General features: G+C 52.7%; 24 protein-coding genes and 1 tRNA gene. 11 read left to right on the forward strand and 14 right to left on the reverse strand.

All coding sequences use genetic code 11. The features are described 5' to 3' along the window. Positions 1–102 precede the first annotated feature (102 nt). The 4 genes from arcC to arcS all read left to right on the forward strand — a co-directional run bounded on the left by arcC (position 103) and on the right by arcS (position 4,679). The gene (gene arcC, locus ACYQ04_RS00330; RefSeq protein WP_460127227.1) at positions 103–1,047 is read left to right on the forward strand and encodes a carbamate kinase; all 945 of its coding nucleotides are present in this window, start codon (positions 103–105) and stop codon (positions 1,045–1,047) included. A gap of 47 nt (positions 1,048–1,094) precedes the next feature. Beyond that, positions 1,095–1,940 (forward strand): SDH family Clp fold serine proteinase, encoded by an 846-nt coding sequence (locus ACYQ04_RS00335; protein WP_460126689.1) that lies wholly within the window; start codon positions 1,095–1,097, stop codon positions 1,938–1,940. Between the two features lie 121 nt (positions 1,941–2,061). Continuing rightward, on the forward strand, positions 2,062–2,967 hold the full coding sequence (locus ACYQ04_RS00340) for a coiled-coil protein (protein ID WP_167913999.1): 906 nt from the start codon (positions 2,062–2,064) through the stop codon (positions 2,965–2,967). 5 nt (positions 2,968–2,972) lie between these two features. Further along, positions 2,973–4,679 carry an archaeosine synthase subunit alpha gene (gene arcS / locus ACYQ04_RS00345; RefSeq protein ID WP_460127228.1) on the forward strand — a complete coding sequence of 569 codons (1,707 nt, stop codon included), beginning with the start codon at positions 2,973–2,975 and terminating at the stop codon, positions 4,677–4,679. On the opposite strand, the gene ACYQ04_RS11990 is transcribed toward arcS, so the two are convergent. Both ACYQ04_RS11990 and ACYQ04_RS00355 read right to left on the reverse strand, forming a co-directional pair. Next, positions 4,657–4,977: a PIN domain-containing protein gene (locus ACYQ04_RS11990; protein ID WP_487248088.1), complete on the reverse strand. Its 321-nt coding sequence runs from the start codon at positions 4,975–4,977 to the stop codon at positions 4,657–4,659. The genes arcS and ACYQ04_RS11990 overlap by 23 nt on opposite strands. Positions 4,978–5,001: 24 nt before the next feature. Beyond that, entirely contained in the window at positions 5,002–5,274 is a 273-nt protein-coding gene (locus ACYQ04_RS00355) for a UPF0175 family protein (RefSeq protein ID WP_460126694.1), read from the reverse strand. A gap of 80 nt (positions 5,275–5,354) precedes the next feature. Here ACYQ04_RS00355 and ACYQ04_RS00360 point away from each other — a divergent pair, with 80 nt between their 5' ends. Together ACYQ04_RS00360 and ACYQ04_RS00365 are read left to right on the forward strand one after the other, a co-directional pair. Further along, positions 5,355–5,651: a DUF2103 domain-containing protein gene (locus ACYQ04_RS00360; protein WP_460126696.1), complete on the forward strand. Its 297-nt coding sequence runs from the start codon at positions 5,355–5,357 to the stop codon at positions 5,649–5,651. Positions 5,652–5,679: 28 nt separating this feature from the next. Continuing rightward, positions 5,680–7,089, forward strand: coding sequence for a DUF2079 domain-containing protein (locus ACYQ04_RS00365; protein WP_460126698.1), 1,410 nt, complete (start codon positions 5,680–5,682; stop codon positions 7,087–7,089). Here ACYQ04_RS00365 and ACYQ04_RS00370 read toward each other — a convergent pair. Next, positions 7,054–7,689: a hypothetical protein gene (locus ACYQ04_RS00370; RefSeq protein ID WP_460126700.1), complete on the reverse strand. Its 636-nt coding sequence runs from the start codon at positions 7,687–7,689 to the stop codon at positions 7,054–7,056. The genes ACYQ04_RS00365 and ACYQ04_RS00370 overlap by 36 nt on opposite strands. 59 nt (positions 7,690–7,748) lie before the next feature. On the opposite strand from ACYQ04_RS00370, the gene ACYQ04_RS00375 reads away from it, so the two are divergent. Continuing rightward, on the forward strand, positions 7,749–8,381 hold the full coding sequence (locus ACYQ04_RS00375) for a class I SAM-dependent methyltransferase (protein WP_460126702.1): 633 nt from the start codon (positions 7,749–7,751) through the stop codon (positions 8,379–8,381). 13 nt (positions 8,382–8,394) lie between these two features. Beyond that, a tRNA-Gly gene (locus ACYQ04_RS00380) sits at positions 8,395–8,472 on the forward strand. Positions 8,473–8,567: 95 nt separating this feature from the next. Here ACYQ04_RS00380 and ACYQ04_RS00385 read toward each other — a convergent pair. The 11 genes from ACYQ04_RS00385 to ACYQ04_RS00435 all read right to left on the reverse strand — a co-directional run bounded on the left by ACYQ04_RS00385 (position 8,568) and on the right by ACYQ04_RS00435 (position 14,787). Then, positions 8,568–8,741: a hypothetical protein gene (locus tag ACYQ04_RS00385; RefSeq protein ID WP_460126704.1), complete on the reverse strand. Its 174-nt coding sequence runs from the start codon at positions 8,739–8,741 to the stop codon at positions 8,568–8,570. Beyond that, positions 8,738–8,953 (reverse strand): hypothetical protein, encoded by a 216-nt coding sequence (locus ACYQ04_RS00390; RefSeq protein WP_016049684.1) that lies wholly within the window; start codon positions 8,951–8,953, stop codon positions 8,738–8,740. The genes ACYQ04_RS00385 and ACYQ04_RS00390 overlap by 4 nt, the downstream gene beginning before the upstream one ends. Then, positions 8,954–9,307 carry a hypothetical protein gene (locus tag ACYQ04_RS00395; protein ID WP_016049683.1) on the reverse strand — a complete coding sequence of 118 codons (354 nt, stop codon included), beginning with the start codon at positions 9,305–9,307 and terminating at the stop codon, positions 8,954–8,956. Between the two features lie 214 nt (positions 9,308–9,521). Further along, positions 9,522–10,085, reverse strand: a complete 564-nt coding sequence (locus tag ACYQ04_RS00400) for a hypothetical protein (protein ID WP_016049682.1) — start codon at positions 10,083–10,085, stop codon at positions 9,522–9,524. A 6-nt stretch (positions 10,086–10,091) separates the two neighbouring features. Next, positions 10,092–10,616 (reverse strand): hypothetical protein, encoded by a 525-nt coding sequence (locus ACYQ04_RS00405; RefSeq protein WP_016049681.1) that lies wholly within the window; start codon positions 10,614–10,616, stop codon positions 10,092–10,094. Next, complete coding sequence (locus ACYQ04_RS00410) at positions 10,616–11,014, reverse strand: hypothetical protein (protein WP_016049680.1); 399 nt, start codon at positions 11,012–11,014, stop codon at positions 10,616–10,618. The genes ACYQ04_RS00405 and ACYQ04_RS00410 overlap by 1 nt, the downstream gene beginning before the upstream one ends. Then, positions 11,011–11,259: a hypothetical protein gene (locus ACYQ04_RS00415; protein WP_016049679.1), complete on the reverse strand. Its 249-nt coding sequence runs from the start codon at positions 11,257–11,259 to the stop codon at positions 11,011–11,013. Before ACYQ04_RS00415 ends, ACYQ04_RS00410 begins: the two co-directional genes overlap by 4 nt. A gap of 31 nt (positions 11,260–11,290) precedes the next feature. Continuing rightward, positions 11,291–11,557, reverse strand: coding sequence for a hypothetical protein (locus ACYQ04_RS00420; RefSeq protein ID WP_460126708.1), 267 nt, complete (start codon positions 11,555–11,557; stop codon positions 11,291–11,293). After that, on the reverse strand, positions 11,554–11,799 hold the full coding sequence (locus ACYQ04_RS00425; RefSeq protein ID WP_460126710.1) for a hypothetical protein: 246 nt from the start codon (positions 11,797–11,799) through the stop codon (positions 11,554–11,556). The genes ACYQ04_RS00420 and ACYQ04_RS00425 overlap by 4 nt, the downstream gene beginning before the upstream one ends. A gap of 10 nt (positions 11,800–11,809) precedes the next feature. After that, positions 11,810–14,485: a minichromosome maintenance protein MCM gene (locus ACYQ04_RS00430; RefSeq protein WP_460126711.1), complete on the reverse strand. Its 2,676-nt coding sequence runs from the start codon at positions 14,483–14,485 to the stop codon at positions 11,810–11,812. Next, the gene (locus tag ACYQ04_RS00435; RefSeq protein WP_460126713.1) at positions 14,482–14,787 is read right to left on the reverse strand and encodes an AbrB/MazE/SpoVT family DNA-binding domain-containing protein; all 306 of its coding nucleotides are present in this window, start codon (positions 14,785–14,787) and stop codon (positions 14,482–14,484) included. Before ACYQ04_RS00435 ends, ACYQ04_RS00430 begins: the two co-directional genes overlap by 4 nt. A 183-nt stretch (positions 14,788–14,970) precedes the next feature. On the opposite strand from ACYQ04_RS00435, the gene ACYQ04_RS00440 reads away from it, so the two are divergent. The 3 genes from ACYQ04_RS00440 (at position 14,971) to ACYQ04_RS00450 (ending at position 16,433) form a co-directional block, all read left to right on the forward strand. Next, positions 14,971–15,276, forward strand: coding sequence for an AbrB/MazE/SpoVT family DNA-binding domain-containing protein (locus ACYQ04_RS00440; protein WP_158523790.1), 306 nt, complete (start codon positions 14,971–14,973; stop codon positions 15,274–15,276). Between the two features lie 70 nt (positions 15,277–15,346). Next, complete coding sequence (locus ACYQ04_RS00445) at positions 15,347–15,550, forward strand: C2H2-type zinc finger protein (protein WP_460127229.1); 204 nt, start codon at positions 15,347–15,349, stop codon at positions 15,548–15,550. Positions 15,551–15,560: 10 nt separating this feature from the next. Next, positions 15,561–16,433 (forward strand): hypothetical protein, encoded by an 873-nt coding sequence (locus ACYQ04_RS00450; RefSeq protein ID WP_460126715.1) that lies wholly within the window; start codon positions 15,561–15,563, stop codon positions 16,431–16,433. Positions 16,434–16,458: the final 25 nt, after the last annotated feature.

A 16,458-nucleotide genomic window follows, 5' to 3' on the forward strand; every position in this document is an offset into this window, starting at 1 on the left:
AAGTTCACCGCTCACCGAACCTTTTTCAAATGAACACCGTTGGGGCCTAACGAACGTTTTTATGCCCAGGCACAGAATCCTTCATCCCAGGAGGTGATGCTCATGAAGAGAGTCGTCATAGCCCTTGGCGGTAACGCAATCCTCCAGCGAGGTCAGAAGGGAACCTACGAGGAGCAGATGGAGAACGTGAGAAAAACCGCCAGACAGATAGCGGATATAATAGAGAAGGGCTACGAAGTCGTTATAACGCACGGAAACGGCCCGCAGGTCGGTGCTCTGCTCCTCCACATGGACGCGGGCCAGCAGGTCTACGGCATACCGGCACAGCCGATGGACGTGGCTGGCGCGATGACGCAGGGGCAGATTGGCTACATGATACAGCAGGCCCTAATCAACGAGCTCCGCGCGCGCGGTATAGACAGGCCAGTCGCGACGATAGTGACCCAGACGCTTGTGGATAAAAACGACCCTGCCTTCCAGAACCCGAGCAAGCCAGTCGGGCCCTTCTACGACGAGGAAACGGCAAAGAAGCTCGCGAAGGAGAAGGGCTGGGTTGTCGTTGAGGACTCCGGAAGGGGCTGGAGAAGGGTGGTGCCGAGCCCTGACCCCAAGGGACACGTCGAAGCTCCCGTAATCCAGGAGCTCGTCGAGAAGGGCTTCATAGTCATCGCGAGCGGCGGCGGTGGCGTCCCCGTTGTGGAGGAGGACGGAGGGCTGAAGGGCGTCGAGGCGGTCATAGACAAGGATTTGGCCGGGGAGAAGCTGGCAGAGGAAGTCAAGGCCGATATCTTCATGATTCTCACCGACGTCAACGGCGCCGCGATAAACTTCGGAAAGCCGGACGAGAGGTGGCTTGAGAGGGTTACCGTTGGAGAGCTGAGGAAGTACTACGAGGAAGGCCACTTCAAGAAGGGAAGCATGGGGCCGAAGGTTTTAGCCGTTATCAGGTTCGTCGAGTGGGGCGGCGAGAGGGGAATCATAGCCTCGCTCGATAGGGCCGTCGAGGCCCTCGAGGGGAAGACGGGAACCCAGGTTGTAAAAGGCTGAACCAAAGCCTATAAATACTCCTCCATCTTTTTCTATTAGGTGATAACATGAGTGACGCGGCAAGCGGGTTCTTCGGCTCGCTTATATGGTGGCTTTTCTTCCTGTACCTGCTCCTCTGGCCACAGATGCAGTACAGGAGCCTCCAGATGGCGAGGGCACGGCTCCTTCAACAGCTGTCCAAGAAGAGGGGCTCGACGGTAATAACGATGATTCACAGGCAGGAGAGCATAGGACTCTTCGGGATACCCTTCTACCGCTTCATCAGCATGGAAGACAGCGAGGAAATCCTCAGGGCTATCAGAATGGCCCCCAAGGACAAGCCCATTGACCTGATAATCCACACTCCAGGGGGACTCGTCCTCGCGGCGACCCAGATAGCCAAGGCCCTCAAGGACCACCCGGCTGAGACTCGTGTAATAGTCCCGCACTACGCCATGAGCGGTGGAACGCTTATAGCCCTCGCGGCGGACAAGATAATAATGGACCCCCACGCGGTTCTCGGCCCGGTCGACCCACAGCTCGGCCAGTACCCGGGACCGAGCATAGTCAGGGCCGTCGAGAAGAAGGGCGTTGACAAGGTGGACGACCAGACGCTAATCCTTGCCGATGTCGCGGAGAAGGCCATAAAGCAGGTTCGCGACTTCGTCTACAACCTCCTCAAGGACAGGTACGGCGAGGAGAAGGCCAGGGAGCTGGCACAGATACTCACCGAGGGCAGGTGGACGCACGACTATCCGATTACCTACGAGCACGCCAAGGAGCTCGGCCTCCACGTGAGCACCGACGTTCCCGAGGAAGTTTACGCTCTCATGGAGCTCTACAAGCAACCTATGAGGCAGAGGGGAACGGTGGAGTTCATACCCTATCCCCAGAAGGCCGAGAACTCGAAGTGAGTTACTTTCCTTTTACTCCTTTTCGATTTCGGCCAAAAAGTTTTTATTGGGTCTTGCATTTTTCAGTCCAGATGTTTGGAGTGAACAGAGCTGTTCTAAAAATGGGAGAGGGGTAAGAGAGATGCCAACGGTTAAAGTGGACCCAGAGGAGATTAAGAGAATCAAGAGAGAATTGGAGGCCCTTGAAAAGGAGAGAAACGAGATAAGGGCCAAACTTGATGAGCTCGAAAAGGAGCTCCAGACCTGGATTCAGAAGAGGGACGAGAAGAACAAGGAAGTCCAGCAGTTGAGGCAGAAGGGCAGGGAGTACAAGGCGAAGAGGGACGAGATAAACCAGAAGATAAAGGAGCTCAAGAAGAACAGGGAGGAAATCAACGCCAAGCTCGACCTCCTCTACCAGGAAATCCTTGAGTACAGGACGAAGAGGGACGAGTACAACCAGCTCAGAAGGCTCCGCATGCCTCCGGAGAAGATACAGGAGAGGATAGAGAAGCTCGAGTGGGAGCTCCAGACCAACCCGAACATCACCCCTGAGAGGGAGAAGCAGATAGTCGACCAGATACAGGTTCTCGCGACCGAGCTTGAGATAATCCAGCAGGCCGACAGGTTCCACAAGAAGCTCGTCGAAACGAGGAAGAAGGTTGACCAGCTCAAGAAGGCCAGGAAGGCCATAAGCCTTGAGATACAGAAGCTCGCCAACCAGAGCCAGCAGTACCACGAGCAGATGATTCAGGCCTTCAACAAGGCCGACGAGGTCAAGAAGGAGGCCGACGAGTACCACGCCAAGGTCGTCGAGCTCCGCGAGAAGGTCAGGGAGGTCAGAAGGGAACTCCGCGCCATCGAGAAGAAGATTCGCGAGTACGACGAGAAGCACAAGGAGCTCATAGCTTACAGGCTCGTCGCAAGGATGCGCTCCAAGAAGGACGCAAGCTTCGAGAGGGCAGTTGAGGCCCTTGAGAAGTTCAAGCGCGGTGAGAAGCTCACCCTCGACGAACTGTTGCTCCTCCAGCGCTACAACCTCGTGTGATGCCCATGGAAGTCATCAAACACGAAGGTCCCGGCAGGCTTGGGTTAGTTCGCTTAGGGGATTACTCCTTTAGAACCCCCTCTCTGGCCGGGGTAGACTTCACGCTCTCGCCCTTCAACTCCTTCTTCCACCCCAGCGAGCCCGGCGACTACGACTTTAACTTGGCTCCCTCAATCCCGCTCGGCTTCTACACTCCCGCTGAAGTCATCGAGAAGGCCCTTGGAAGGCTCTGGAGCGTCAGCTATGACGGCTTCAACGCCTTCTATTTGCCAGCCCTGAGGAGAACCGAGTACCTCGAGGAGTTCTTCAAGATAATCGAGCGCCACAACTTCGATGCCGTCTACCTCGGCAACTCCAAAATCCTCGTCAAGGAGTACCGCTACTTCGTTAAAACCCTCCGCGCGCTCCGCGAGAGGTTCCCCAACCTGATGATTATAGCGGATTTGGAGCCGTTCTTCTATCCGTTAGCAGTTTACCTCGGCGTTGACGCCTTCGACACGCGCTCGCTCAAGCTCTACGACTTCGAGGGCAAGGGCTTCACCCAGTACAGCCCGTTTCTCTGGGGCAAGGAACCGAACTCCCTCGACTTCGCGAGAGAAACTATCCTCCTCGTGAGGAAGGCCCTTGAGGGCGGTAAGCTCCGCTACCTCGTGGAGAACCTGTTCTACACCCAGTATCACGCTGGAATTCTCCGCATAGCGGATTTGGAGCACGCCGATTACCTCGAGAAGTACACGCCGATTCAGAAGGAGACGGTCTATTTCATCAGCGACGCCTCCATCAGGAGGCCCGAGGTCAAGCGCTGGCACTCCCGCGTCCTCGAGCGCTTCACTCCTCCGAAGAACACCGAGCTGGTTCTTCTCTTCCCATGCTCGGCCAAGAAGCCCTACTCATTCTCCCGCTCGCACACCCTCTACAGGCGGGCCGTGAAGGAAGCATTAGGCTCCGGAACGGCCAGGGTTCACGAGCTAATCCTAACTTCCCCCTTCGGCGTGGTTCCGAGGGAGTGGGAGTGGCTGGCAAAGTACGACATAGTCGTCACCGGCCACTGGGGCGAGGAGGAGATTAAGCCAGCCGCCGAACTCCTCGCGAAGACCCTTGAGAAGTACCCGAAGGACGTTCCGATAGTAGCGCACCTCGACGAGGCCTACGTCGAGATAGCGAGGCTCGCGAGCGAGCTTTCGGGCAGGGAGATAATCTTCACCCGCGTTGAGGGTGGAACGACGAGCAAAGAAAGTTTGAAATCCCTCACCGAGACCCTGAGGGAGTTCCACCTTGAGGGAACGAAGGAGGACAGGACCTACCGCTACTTCGAGAACATAAGAAAGGTCTTCGACTTCTACTTTGGCGTTGGCGCCGGAGAGGCCGTCCTTCCAGATAACGGCCATGTTAAAGGCTCTAAAATGCTCCGCCTCTTCGTTGAGAACCAGCAGACGGGAACCTTCAGGGAGGGCCTCATAAGCGTCACGCCCTTCGGAATGCAGAGGATTTACGACTCGCTCAAGGCCTACTGGGTGAAGATTGACTTCGACCTGCGCGGCGACGTCTTCGCGGTCGGCGTGAACGAGGCCGACGAGAGGATTCGCCCGGACGACATAGTTGGTGTCGTGAGGGACGAGAAGGTCGTCGGCGTCGGCAAGGCCGTTCTCGCTGGAGAGGAGATGATTAGGGCAAAGAAGGGCGTCGCCGTCAAGGTGAGGAAGCGGGCATAACTTCTTCAAGTCTTTTCACGGGAGAGTAGAAGCCCTTTTCAATCATTTTCTCCAGCAACTCGTTGCCTTCTTCCAACGTTAGAATGCCTTTCTTGACTCCAAGCACGAGAAGGCCTATCGTCCCCGATACTTTGACCCCGAGCAGTCTCGCCTTCTTTCGCGCGTCGTAGTCATCGCTGAGCAAAATTAACCCCCTGTGTTTTGCGACTGCTATGCAAGATGATTCTCCCTTTCCCAGCTTCGCGCGAAGGAGTCTGTACAATCTTTCCGAGAACGTCCATCGAATTCGTCTTTGCAAAGTTGGACAACACCGTTGTGTCTACTACAAACACGCTATGACCCCCACCTCTGAGAGAACGTCTTCTCTGTCGGGAGTTCTGATGGGGATTCCCCGTTTTTTAAATTCCTCTATAAGCTCCTCTCTCGTTACCCCGAGGACTTCTGCGGCTTTTCCGAGACTTATGATTTCATCAAGATACGCTGAGATTACTATTTCCTTTAAGAGGTCTGGGTCCCTCTTTATAAGGCGGAGGGCTTTCTCTGGCATCAACTCCGCCACTTTTTCAAACTCTTTAACAATCCACAGGTCCTCCATTCTCCCACCGATTTAGTTTGACATTGAGGATAACTTAAGCCTTGCGCAAGAGCTAAAAGTCCCGGGTTGAATCTACGCCCATGCCCAAGCACTTCCGCAAAGGCGTCAAGAGGGAGCACCACTTCCTCAAGGGCCTTGAAAAACCGCTTGAGGAGATAGCCTCGATTCCCGGCGTCAAGAAGGTAATCCCAGGAAGGATTTACGCGAGCGATTCTCGGGGCTTCGAGATTAAGGTAACCCGTGAGACGCATACCGGCCTTAAGCTCGTCGCCAAGAGCGATGGGAGCGTTCAGGAGGTGTTTCTCGTCGTTGACAAAGCCGACCGTGCCAGAGTCCGCGAAGAAGTAGTGCGTCTCGCTGACGAGTGGGCGAAATAATTTTAAACCCCTTTTTTAACTACTTCCGATGGCAAAATTTAAATTTAAAACTCGGTTATCAGCTTACGACGTCACCGCGGCGTCCGTTGCGTTAGTTTACTCGCTCGTTATGATTCATCTTAGTTTCATTAAGTTCAGGCACTTCCGCTACACCAGCTTTGACCTCGGAATCTTTACGCAGTCCCTCTCGAGCTTCCTACGCAACGGCACGTTTTTTAACACCGTGGAGTGGCAGGTTCACGGCGTTACCAGCCACTTCGGTGTTCACTTCCAGCCGATAATGTATGCTCTTGTTCCCATTTTCAAGCTATTCCCCTCCGCGAAGGCCCTTCTCGTGGTTCAGAGCCTTGCACTCGGCACATCCGTTATCCTCGCCTACGTCTTTGCCAAAAAGGTTCTGAACGAGAGGCTGGCACTCGCGCTGACAGGGCTCTACGCCTTCAACTCCTCCCTCATTGGAATAAACCTCTTTGAGTTTCACCCCGTTTCCCTCGCGGTCCCGCTCTTCCTTCTCGCGGCAATTCTCCTCGTTGACGGCCGGGAACGGGCGTTTTTCGCAACCTCTGCCATCTTGCTCTCGGTGAAGGAGGACACGTTTCTCGGCGTGGCTTCGCTTTCGGTGTGGTGGGCCCTCCGCGACGGTCTTTCCATTGAGGGACTGAAGAAAAACCGCCGCTTTCTCGTTCTCGCGGTCCTATCCGGGCTCTACGGCATAATCGCCATCAAGCTCGTCATTCCCCACTTCGGGAAGAGTTACATATACGGTCACCTCTACAAACACATCCACATAACTGGGAGAAAGCTCGCCTACTTCTTGCTCTTCAATCTAAGCTTTGGTCTCCTCCCACTCTTCCTCCCGAGAAACTGGGTTCTCCTTACCCTCCCCTGGTTCGAGAACATCCTTGCCTCAAGGACCAGCCAGTACTCCTTTGGCTTCCACTACCCTTACATGCTCGTCCCGCTCTCGTTCGTTGGTGCGGTATTCGCCCTGAGAGAGCTCGAACTCCCGCGGCTTAAGAAGGTGCTCTCAGTGCTTCTCATCCTTGGGCTCATGACATCTTGGGCAACGATGCCAATTGCCAAGAGACCTCCCAAGGAACCGCTCCAACTCGTTTACTACTCGGTCCTTGAGCCCGTCCCAGGTTATAGAACCGCGTGGAACGTCATAGATGTCCTCTTGAAGACGAACCTCTCGGTCTACACCCAGCCGATATTCTACCCTGCCCTCGCAGTCAAACCGAACGTATACATCTACCCAGCCCACATAAAGCCGGACTTGCTCTTTCTCGACATGAAGACCTATCACGGCAGGCTCTACCTGAGGAGGCTCATGGAGATGGTGGGGGGAAAGTACGTTCTCATATACTCAAAGAACGGAATAAACGTCTACATCCGTGCTGGCTTAAAGGTCCCGCTTCCCCTCAAAGAACTCAATTAGCTCCTCATCGCTTATTTCCTCGTCCGCTTCGGTGTAGCCGAGCTCCCTCTTCTGGAGCTCAATGAGGCCCGGCGTGAGCAAAAGCCTCCCGTCCAGCTTCGGAACCGCGTAGTGGAGCGTTATCTCGCTGAACTCGTCGAGCCTTATCGTCGGGTTCTCCTCGTACTCAATCTCCTCCAGCCTCTTGCCGTCCGCGATTAGCTTGGCCACTATGCTTGCCCCGTCAATCGAGAACTGGGGTTTTCCGATGTGCCTGACCTTAACGCCTTCCATCCTCGACGTTATGAGCTCCTTTGTCCTGCCCCTTGGAACGGCATCGCCGAGGATTCCGCCGACGACTATTATCGTGTCCTCCTCGATGTCTTCTGGCTTCAGCTCTTCCCCCGCCTGAAGGTCAAGGACTATGATTTTTGAGCGGTCAAAGGGGAACCTTGTAACGCTTTCACCGATGACGCTCCCGAGCTTCGCGAGTTTCTCCCTCTCCTCCGGCAGGACGTTGGTGAAAATCAGCTTATCCTTCCACCACTCGCTAACATGCTTGTACTCCAGCCACAGCCAGTCGCTTATCTCCTCGAGGTGCTCTATGACGAGGTACGGCATGCTCTCTCACCGCCCGGCTTTGGGTTCAACTTTTTAAAAGCTCTTCCCAAGTTAGGCTTATGTCGTTCAGGGAGAAGTACTCGCGCATTGCCGGGCACTACGAGACCCTCGAGAAACCCCTCGACAGGTTTTTCTGTCCGCTGAGGAAGAAGGCGGTTTCCTTTGCGGAGGGAAAAACTCTGGAAGTCGGCGTTGGCGTCGGGAAAACGCTGCGCTATTACCCAAAGGACGTTGAGCTCTGCGCCGTCGATGCCGTTCCCGAGGTCATTGAAATCGCCCGAGAAAAAGTCAGAAGGCTTAACCTGAACGCCTGTTTCGAGGTTGCCGACGTTGAGAAGCTTCCTTTTCCCGACGGTAGTTTTGACACAGTTCTGAGCTCCTTCGTCTTCTGCACCGTTCCGAACCCCGAGATGGGGATGAGAGAAATCCTCCGCGTTTTGAAGCCAGGTGGAAGGGCGATTTTCCTCGAACACACGAAGAGTGACTCGGTTCTGCTCAACTACCTGTTTCTCCTTCCCCTGAAGTTGCCGTTGAGGCTGCTCCTCGATGACGACCCGCTCAGGGAGACGCATAAACTGGTCTCGAAGCACTTTGAAATCGAGCGCGAGGAGCGCTATTACCGCGGAATCGTCCGTTTAATCGTCGCGCGGAAGCCCGCTGAGAGTAAAACTTTTAAAGCTCCCTCCCCTTAAGAATAACGGGCGTGCGGTGGTAGTCTAGCCTGGTCCAGGACACCGGCCTCCCAAGCCGGTGACCCGGGTTCAAATCCCGGCCACCGCACCATTCCAGTTTTACGATGATTTCTGGCATCTCTTCTCCCAAAAAGACCCACCTCGCCGTGTCATTGAAGAATTGCGACTTGTTGATGCCCATCTCGTTCATGGCACCGACCACCTCTTCATCGATGGTGATATGAATGCGTGTCTTTCACCCTTTTCCGGCCTTTTGGGGTGTGTGAGAGCCTCTCTCTGGAGTGGCCACTTTGCCCACTTTGACCCACCAAAAATCAAATGCTCCAGGAGTGAGATAAACACTGCGGTCATGAGAATCACCCCTCTACCCCACTAACATCTGCCAACAACGCTCCGAGTGCAACGAGAGCTAGCAAAATATGCCCCCATATTGGCCCGTCGACGATGAAAGCCCCAATGATGGCAACAGAGGCGACGACTTTGAAGAATATCCTATCTCCTGTTAAGTGTTCATATATAATAATAAAGACCCCAAGGAGTAGACCTGCTATTGGTAATACTTCCATGGCCATTCACCACAATTCAGCGACTTTGCCTATCTCGAATTTCCACATCTTTGCCAGGCTTTCCATTCTTTCCGAGAAGCGTTCTGAGAGCTTGTACATTCCTCTGTCCTCTTTAATCATGCCAAGGGCGAGGAGCTTCTTCACGACCCTAAAGTAGAGGACCTTATCAGCGCCTTCAATTCCAAGGACCTCTTGATACTCGTCCTTGAACATGCCTTCGTTCTTTTTGAGATACTCGACGAAGCGCTTTGCTATGTCGAGGGTTTTGCCCTCGAAGAGGAGCTCGAGGGTGCTGGCCGGTGGCTGGTAAACTGGAACTCGTATTTCTACATAGTCGGGAAACTTTCTCCTGCGGGGCATTATACCACCTCTGTTACTTTGTTAGCGAGACTTATATTTTTCAGGCGCCAGGACGCTTCGGAAGTCGTGGGGAATAAGTACAGGTGGTGTATATTTGGCCGGGTTTTCCGGGTAATGAAGTTGGTCATGTGAGGAAGATGTTTTGGAAAGATGGATAATATACAGAGGCTGTTAGTATCCCGAACGTTAACATTCATACGAAAGTTAACATGAGTCATGCCACGTCCCATAGACTATTACCCCCTCCTTCTTTCCATGCTCCATTCGCCCACATATCCCAATACACCTCGAGCTCGAGCCAGAGGTCATGGTCAAAAGCTCCCCTGTCAAAGCCCTCCGGATAGAATAGCCTCGCAAAGCCCATCCAGGCTCTCAATAAGTCAATTCTGCGCGCACTGTTCCAGTTTGGAGAGTACTTCCAGGATCTAAACCCTCCCCACTCAAAGTTTGGTTCTCCATTCACGACCTCAATCCTGAATCCGCTCGACTCAACTACTACCCTGATATCCTCCTCATGCTCAAGGAAAACGCTGATGCCCCTCTTCCTGTACTCCTCGAGGATAGAGAGATAATCAATCTCGTCCACGAGCTGAATCCACCGGTCCATCATCCAATCTTCCCACAGCTCCTGGTCGTAGAGGATTTCCGGCGGGACTCCTTCCATCTCCTTCTTGAACTGCTCCCACTTCTTGTCCACCTCGGCTTTGTAGCGATTATAAATCTCCAGTGCAATCTTCTCAGCCTCCTCAGCAGATAGATGACAATAAACCTCAACCACGCCCCGTCACCTCCCCCACAGCAGGAACCTGAGCGTTTCCGGTAGCTCCTGAGCGGGAACACGAATAACATCATCCAAATCCACGAACGCATAGTAATCATGAGCGTGCCCCTCGCCGTACCACATGAAGTCCGCGTAAGTGTTCCTGACATTCCAGATGAGAAACTCCCTGCCGAGGTTAACGAGATAGTAGAAATCGATGTCAGCCTTCTGAGCAAACCACTTGTGCCCCTCGTACTGCTTCCCATTCACCTTTACGCGCTCGTTCACGATTGCCGAGCGCGGGTTCATGTTCTTCAGCTCAAAGCCGGTGAAGCGGAAGCCCCTGACGCCGTTTCTCCTGAGATACTGTACGATGAGGCTGTCAACGTCGGTAACATACATGTGAACGTCCAGGCCCTTCCGGGCCTTCTGGAGCGCCCGGCTGAAGTGAACCCTGTTCTCAGCGTCCCGCATCAATCTCTTGAAGTACGTGAAAGCGTCGTCAATGCTGAGCGCGTCCTGATAAACAAAAGCCGTACGGGAGGCCATCAGGCCCGCACCTCCTTGGGCGTGATAACAATCTCCTCGACCTCGAGCTGTTCTTCCTCTGGAATCTCCTCCACGCGGGCCACGATGACGGCTCTGACATCTCGGTCCCAATGGGCCGGCGCGAGAGCATTCAAGCCCGCGAGAATTTTCCTGTATTCTTCCCTGCTCACGCGCTCCCTGAGTTTGATTTTGTAAACCTCGGGCGTCACGTAAACCTTTGTGGGCACTGAGAGGCCCTCGAGGTATTTCTCAAGGTCCTCGAGCGGGAGTTTAACGCGGTGCCCTTCTGGCACGTCATCGTCCTCGATGAGGACTTGCACTTTCCTGAGTTGCCAGGATTTTCTGGCTTCCTCCAGCTTCACGGCAAGCTCCTCGGAAAGAGTGATAAAGCGGGTCATGCCCGCTCCCTCCTCTCAAGCCAGTTCAGAGCCTCCTGTGTGGCCTTTGTCAGCTCTTTGAGGGCTTCCTTCGGACTGTACTCGAACTTTGGTGGCCAGATGACCAGGAACTCGCCGACCGCGATTATCTGCACCTCGGGCGGGTCGAAGGCCATGAGCCACGGGCCGTTGATGGGAACAACATGCTGGCCCTCATGCTTTAGGACCGGGCGGGACCCGCCGAGCCAGGGCTTCAGGGTCGTCATGAGCGACCCTCCTCAAACGGGGCTGGAATGCTCATACCAAATCCCCCCTGTCTGTCTTCTCGTAAATCCAGTAGAACCCTTCAATCCAGTTGACGAGGACAAGAACCTGTCCATTCGGAACGCCCTTGTCGTAAGCCCATATCTGCTCGTCCCTGTTTGGACGGCCGTAATGGTCGTTCAGATAACCCCAAAGCTGGAAGCCGGCAAGCTCAAGCTGTTCCTCGATGAGTCCGCGGTCGCGGTAGCTCTCAAATATCTCCATGACGCGCTGTTTAATTGCCTGTATGTTGATGCTCATGCCCTCACCTCCCTCCTCCTTATCGCGTTCAGCACGTCCTGCAAAGCGTCCGCGTAGCCCGTCCAGTACTCCGCGTTCTCCCTGCGCGCGAACTGCCTGAACGCTGCCTCGCGAGCCTCCTGAATCTCCTGCTCCAACCACTCAAGTATAGTAGGCGGTTCCTCCCGGGCCTGCTCCCTCCACCTGGCCTCGGCCACAAGGGCCGCCAGGGTGTCGCCAGCATACACCAACGTCCTAACCATGGCTACCACCTCATGCGCGTGAAGCCAAAATCCACCCTTTCTCCCTCTCAACAACCAGTCCACGCTCATGAGCAAGCTCCAGAGCATAGCGAGCCTTCTCAGAATCGAGGCCTAAGTCTTCCAGGGCCTCAATAATCTCCGATTCTGGAATAATTGTGTAGTACTCATGGAGTTTCTTGAAGACTGCTTCAACTTTCTCCAAAAGCTCAAGCTCTTCTTTGCTCGCCTGAGCCTCAATCTGGCCGAGAATAGACCAATCAACGTCTTTATCGCCCCACGACCTTATGGCTGCAGTAAATACCTCCTCCGCCGCCAGAACGTCCTTAAGCTCAACTCTCTCTGAAAGCCTGAGTAAAGCATTTGCAAGGGAAAGACGCTTCAAAATTCCCCTCAACCTCATGCTATACTTGAAACCCGCGTTAACCAGCGCTTTATTCACCATCAGGCCGAAGCGCTTAATCTCTCTGTACGCCTCATCAGTAAACTCGGGCCGGAGCTCGCGCACGTAGAGGAAAAACTTCCTTAGAAGGTCCTCAGGAATCTCGCGCGTTATCAACCCTTTCTCAAACTTCTCCTGATGGTCGTATATGGCCTCAATGACCTTTGGATCCTTCGGCTGACGGAGGATAAAAATCACATCAAACCTGTCGAGGAGTGAAGATGGAAGAGTAATCTGCTCAAAAACTCCCTTGTAGTCATTGAAGTATCCTCCGACTGGATTCGCGGCGGCAATAACACTCTCCATGGTTTTAAGTGTCGTGGAAATTGAAGCCTTCGAGAAGTCCACAGTTCCATAACTCATTCCACCGTGCATTCTTGCGTAATCATCTGCCTTCGCTTTCTCGAACTCGTCCAGAGCGAGGACAAAACCGTTGGCTCTAACCATCAAGCCACCGCGGAAAACCCACTCGCCAGTCAACTCCTCACGCTCTGGCATTCCAATGAGGCCCGCACCGCTGACGTTGCCTCCTTCTCCATATACGGCCACGGTAACGTTCTTGATGTCCCTGATGATGCGGCTCTTTCCGGTCCCCTTGTCTCCAACCGCTAAGACGTGAATCCACAGCCTCTCGTCGCCAGGTCCAAGCTCCTTTGGGCTGGCAATCGCGTAGACAATCGCCTTCTTAAAGAACCAAAGCTCAGGAAGAAGCTTGGGGTCCGCAAAGATGCCCGGAGCAAGAGAGCGGGCCACCGCGTCCGGAAGCTCATCGCCGTACTTCTCCTTCAGCTTCTTAATCTCGGCAATATCCTCCTCGGAGAGCTCCCCCACGCCAATGTCATCAAGAAACTCCACGTGAAGGACCTCAAGAACCATGTCATTGTTCTGTCTCCTGTCCTTGTGGATGGTGTCTCTGAGGATGCCAGTAACAAGAACGCGGTCGCCAGGGGCAAGCGAAGCGTGAGGCCTGAGCATATAAGCAGAAACCTTCGACGGCTGTTCCTTGTTGCCGAGGTCCTCAACCATATCCTGGAGGGCAAAGAAGACGATATCTCTAACCTCGCTCTTTTTCGGGTCAACCTTAATGTTCCTTGAGCCACAGGCCTCACACTTAGCAGGCCATTCGACCTTAGCAATCGGGTCCTGAATCCTTGCAGTTTCCCAACCACAGTCTTGGCAGACAAAGACCATCTTCCTGTAGAACAGCTTCTTCTTTGACGTAACGCCTGAAACCATGGCCCTGACAGTAACCATCTTGCCAAGCTGTCTGTCCTTGAGGTTCTTCACGCGAACCGGCTCGCCCACGTTCGTGAAGTGGACGGCATAATCACCAGGCTCAAGGAACAGGCGGTCTCTGCGGAAAATCTTAAGGGCCGTTTCAAAGGCGTCGATAGCATCTTCAGGGTTCTCGACGACATACTCTGCCAGCTCAGGGTTGTAAGAGCGGAGTTCTTGCCAGTCAACCAAGAGGTAATCCTTGTGAGTGAAGGTAGTCAATTCAATGATTTTCTGCTTGTAAACATTCTCGTAGAAGTCAATGGCCGCCTCAATGACTTTCTCCCTATCGGCCTGCTTGAGCTCCTCCTGCTTTTGAAGAACTTCTTTCTCCTTGAGAATAATCTGAAGAGTATCGATGATTTTCTTTGCCGTCTTCTCCTTCAGGCGGTAAACGAACATTCCAGTCGTCGGGTCCTTGCTCGACCAGACGTGAGGAGAGTTGCGGACGAAGGAGATGGCCTTTGCTATCGTGTTAGAATCATACGGCTCTTTCTTGCGAGAGAAGATAGTTCCTAACTGTGCAAGCTCTCTCCTGAGGTCAGGGTCAAACATTTCCTTGTTTCTCAAGAGAAGATAAACAGCCAGTCTTTTCACCGGCCTGTCAGCAGTATTGATAACTTTACCTATAGCCTCAAGCCAGAGGTCCATACTTTCCCCAACTTGGTCATCAGTTTGGGAAACTGTTTGGGAAATTGGGAAAGTATTTCCCGAAGCCTTTATTTCGTCTTGGGAAGTCTCGGGAAATTGGGAATTTGGGAAATATTTTTCCCAACTCTCTTTGACATGCTTCTCTATTTCCTGTGTTGATATCATGTCTTTGTCAGAATAGCCAAGTTTGTACAGGACATTGCGGAAGTTGAGAGTCAGGGTCATGACCTTGACCTTGTCCCTGCCCATCTCTCGCATGAAGTCGATGAGTTCCTTCAGCTCCTCAAAGTCGGAAGGCGTGAGTTTTATTTCCTCACTCATACGCTCCCCTCGGCGCGTATTATTGGTCTGTATATTGCGAGAAGGGTGACCTCCAACCAAGAGCCGGGTTTGAGAGAAAGTCTCTCTCTAATGTGCTTAGGAATCACTACTAAGCCTCTTTTTCCAACGTTGCTTATGAAAAGGGCAGATACATCGTCTTTGGCGGGTTTAATTTTCAGTTCAACTTGGTCTCCCTCCTTGAGTTTGAGAAAGCTCCTGGTTCCTTCGGGGATAATTATCCTCCCGTTTTTCATGAGACGGGCATAATATATTGCGATTGGCTCTTTGTTTCGCATGTTCATCACCTTAATGCGATATTTTCACATTAATTAGAATACTCAGCATATTTAAGGTTTTCTCTTGAAAATGTGATAAAATAACAAAAACGATTGGGAGCTTTTAGCAGTCGTGGGAAAAGATATATATGATGCTGGACATTCACACAATAAGGAATCTCCCACATAAACTCGATGGAGGAGAGCAATATGGCAGAAGAGGTCTTGCTGAGGTTTCATGCAAAGATTTCCAGTGGGGGCAGGATAACTCTACCAGAGACTTCGAGGAAGTATCTTAAGCTTAAAAATGGAGATTTTGTTAAAATACGGGTTAAAAAAGTCAAATTTGACGAATCAAAGTTGACAATAAGACGGATTTCAGAGGCAGTAGTTTATGGAAAAGTCGCGTCACGTGGACAAATCACGATTCCTAAGCATATAATGCAGGCTCTTGGTCTCAGGGAGGGGGACATTGTCGAGGTCGACCTCTTGGAGTTCTCTTATGCTCCTTCTTGATTTAAACAATTTCACATTTTAGCGAAAAAATTTATAACTATTAACATCGTTTCTTTTTAGGGTGGTACTCATGCCAGAGTGCCCTTATTGTGGGAAGTGGTTTAAGACGAAGAAGGGCCTCCAGCAGCATATCACGAAGGTTCACAAGGTGGACACTCCTTTTGGGAAGGTTCTGGACCCGTCGACGTTTGATTTCATGGGCAAGATGAAGAGGGAAGAGGAGAGAGCTAAGAGAAGGAGGAAGAAAAAGAAAGACCCGTTCAGCCTCTTCTGAGGGAGCGTAAATGGGGTTCAAGGACCTTCTCAAGAAGGTGGGTAGCGCCACCAAGAAGGCTATGGACAGGGCCGCGAAGGAGGTTAAGTGGCGGAAGCGTATTGGGGAGGCGAAGCGGGAGGTTCTCTCACGGTTTAAGGTTGAGCAGTTGCGCAGAATTGCCAGCGCGAAGAGGATTTCATTGTATGAGACTGACCCGCTTACTGGCGAGCGTCGGGCGTTGAGGACTAAGGCCGAGATTGTGGACAAGCTGGCGAGGAATTTGAGCTTTGAGGATGTTGTTCGTTTGGCCAAGAGATACAAGATAAGGTATTCTGATGTTGTCAAGGAGCTGGAGGAGTTCCGGCGGGAGTTGTTTGAGGAGGCCCCACGCAGTAGAAGTGAGGAGGATATTCTTGAGGATATCTATGAGGAGGAAAAGGAGGAAGTTGAGGAGCTTGCTGAAGTAGAAAGGGTTCTTAGGGCAATTGAGGAGTTTAAGCCATCAAGGCCAATCAGAAGGGAGAAGGAGTTACAGGCTCGTTTGGCGTCATGGCTGGCTTCAAGGTTTGGAGCGGATGCCGTTGTAGAAGAGTATCCATTTGAGCATGGACAGGTTGACATTGTCGTTTGGGATTCTATTGCGATTGAGCTTAAGATTGCTAAGGGGAAGCAGTCTCTGAAGGACCTTATGGGTGAGGTTGATACAGATAAGATGTACTTCAGTACGGTTATAGCGGTAATTTTTGATGTAGGGAAGGACGTGGGCTTGGACTTCTTTGTTAATATGATAAGGAGCAAGGGTGCAAAAGCGGTCGTTATTCCGGTTCAGATTCGCAGAGGCAAGAACAGGAGGCAGGAGATTATCATCAAGCAGGGGGCGCGCAGGATTATTATTCGCTGAAGGTTTAGCGGGAAGTAAGCTTTAT

This window comes from Thermococcus prieurii (assembly GCF_054657655.1).

Bases quoted from the DNA above. Each gene is read 5' to 3' on its own strand.
- ACYQ04_RS00335 (WP_460126689.1), top strand. From the start codon at position 1,095: ATGAGTGACGCGGCAAGCGGGTTCTTCGGCTCGCTTATATGGTGGCTT.
- ACYQ04_RS00375 (WP_460126702.1), top strand. From the start codon at position 7,749: ATGTCGTTCAGGGAGAAGTACTCGCGCATTGCCGGGCACTACGAGACC.
- ACYQ04_RS00415 (WP_016049679.1), bottom strand. From the start codon at position 11,259: ATGACGACCCTGAAGCCCTGGCTCGGCGGGTCCCGCCCGGTCCTAAAG.
- ACYQ04_RS00450 (WP_460126715.1), top strand. From the start codon at position 15,561: ATGGGGTTCAAGGACCTTCTCAAGAAGGTGGGTAGCGCCACCAAGAAG.
- arcS (WP_460127228.1), top strand. From the start codon at position 2,973: ATGGAAGTCATCAAACACGAAGGTCCCGGCAGGCTTGGGTTAGTTCGC.
- ACYQ04_RS00440 (WP_158523790.1), top strand. From the start codon at position 14,971: ATGGCAGAAGAGGTCTTGCTGAGGTTTCATGCAAAGATTTCCAGTGGG.
- ACYQ04_RS00370 (WP_460126700.1), bottom strand. From the start codon at position 7,689: ATGCCGTACCTCGTCATAGAGCACCTCGAGGAGATAAGCGACTGGCTG.
- ACYQ04_RS00405 (WP_016049681.1), bottom strand. From the start codon at position 10,616: ATGGCCTCCCGTACGGCTTTTGTTTATCAGGACGCGCTCAGCATTGAC.
- ACYQ04_RS00355 (WP_460126694.1), bottom strand. From the start codon at position 5,274: ATGGAGGACCTGTGGATTGTTAAAGAGTTTGAAAAAGTGGCGGAGTTG.
- ACYQ04_RS00390 (WP_016049684.1), bottom strand. From the start codon at position 8,953: ATGGCCATGGAAGTATTACCAATAGCAGGTCTACTCCTTGGGGTCTTT.
- arcC (WP_460127227.1), top strand. From the start codon at position 103: ATGAAGAGAGTCGTCATAGCCCTTGGCGGTAACGCAATCCTCCAGCGA.
- ACYQ04_RS00360 (WP_460126696.1), top strand. From the start codon at position 5,355: ATGCCCAAGCACTTCCGCAAAGGCGTCAAGAGGGAGCACCACTTCCTC.
- ACYQ04_RS00425 (WP_460126710.1), bottom strand. From the start codon at position 11,799: ATGGTTAGGACGTTGGTGTATGCTGGCGACACCCTGGCGGCCCTTGTG.
- ACYQ04_RS00340 (WP_167913999.1), top strand. From the start codon at position 2,062: ATGCCAACGGTTAAAGTGGACCCAGAGGAGATTAAGAGAATCAAGAGA.
- ACYQ04_RS00430 (WP_460126711.1), bottom strand. From the start codon at position 14,485: ATGAGTGAGGAAATAAAACTCACGCCTTCCGACTTTGAGGAGCTGAAG.
- ACYQ04_RS00410 (WP_016049680.1), bottom strand. From the start codon at position 11,014: ATGACCCGCTTTATCACTCTTTCCGAGGAGCTTGCCGTGAAGCTGGAG.
- ACYQ04_RS00420 (WP_460126708.1), bottom strand. From the start codon at position 11,557: ATGAGCATCAACATACAGGCAATTAAACAGCGCGTCATGGAGATATTT.
- ACYQ04_RS00435 (WP_460126713.1), bottom strand. From the start codon at position 14,787: ATGAACATGCGAAACAAAGAGCCAATCGCAATATATTATGCCCGTCTC.
- ACYQ04_RS00445 (WP_460127229.1), top strand. From the start codon at position 15,347: ATGCCAGAGTGCCCTTATTGTGGGAAGTGGTTTAAGACGAAGAAGGGC.
- ACYQ04_RS00395 (WP_016049683.1), bottom strand. From the start codon at position 9,307: ATGCCCCGCAGGAGAAAGTTTCCCGACTATGTAGAAATACGAGTTCCA.
- ACYQ04_RS00365 (WP_460126698.1), top strand. From the start codon at position 5,680: ATGGCAAAATTTAAATTTAAAACTCGGTTATCAGCTTACGACGTCACC.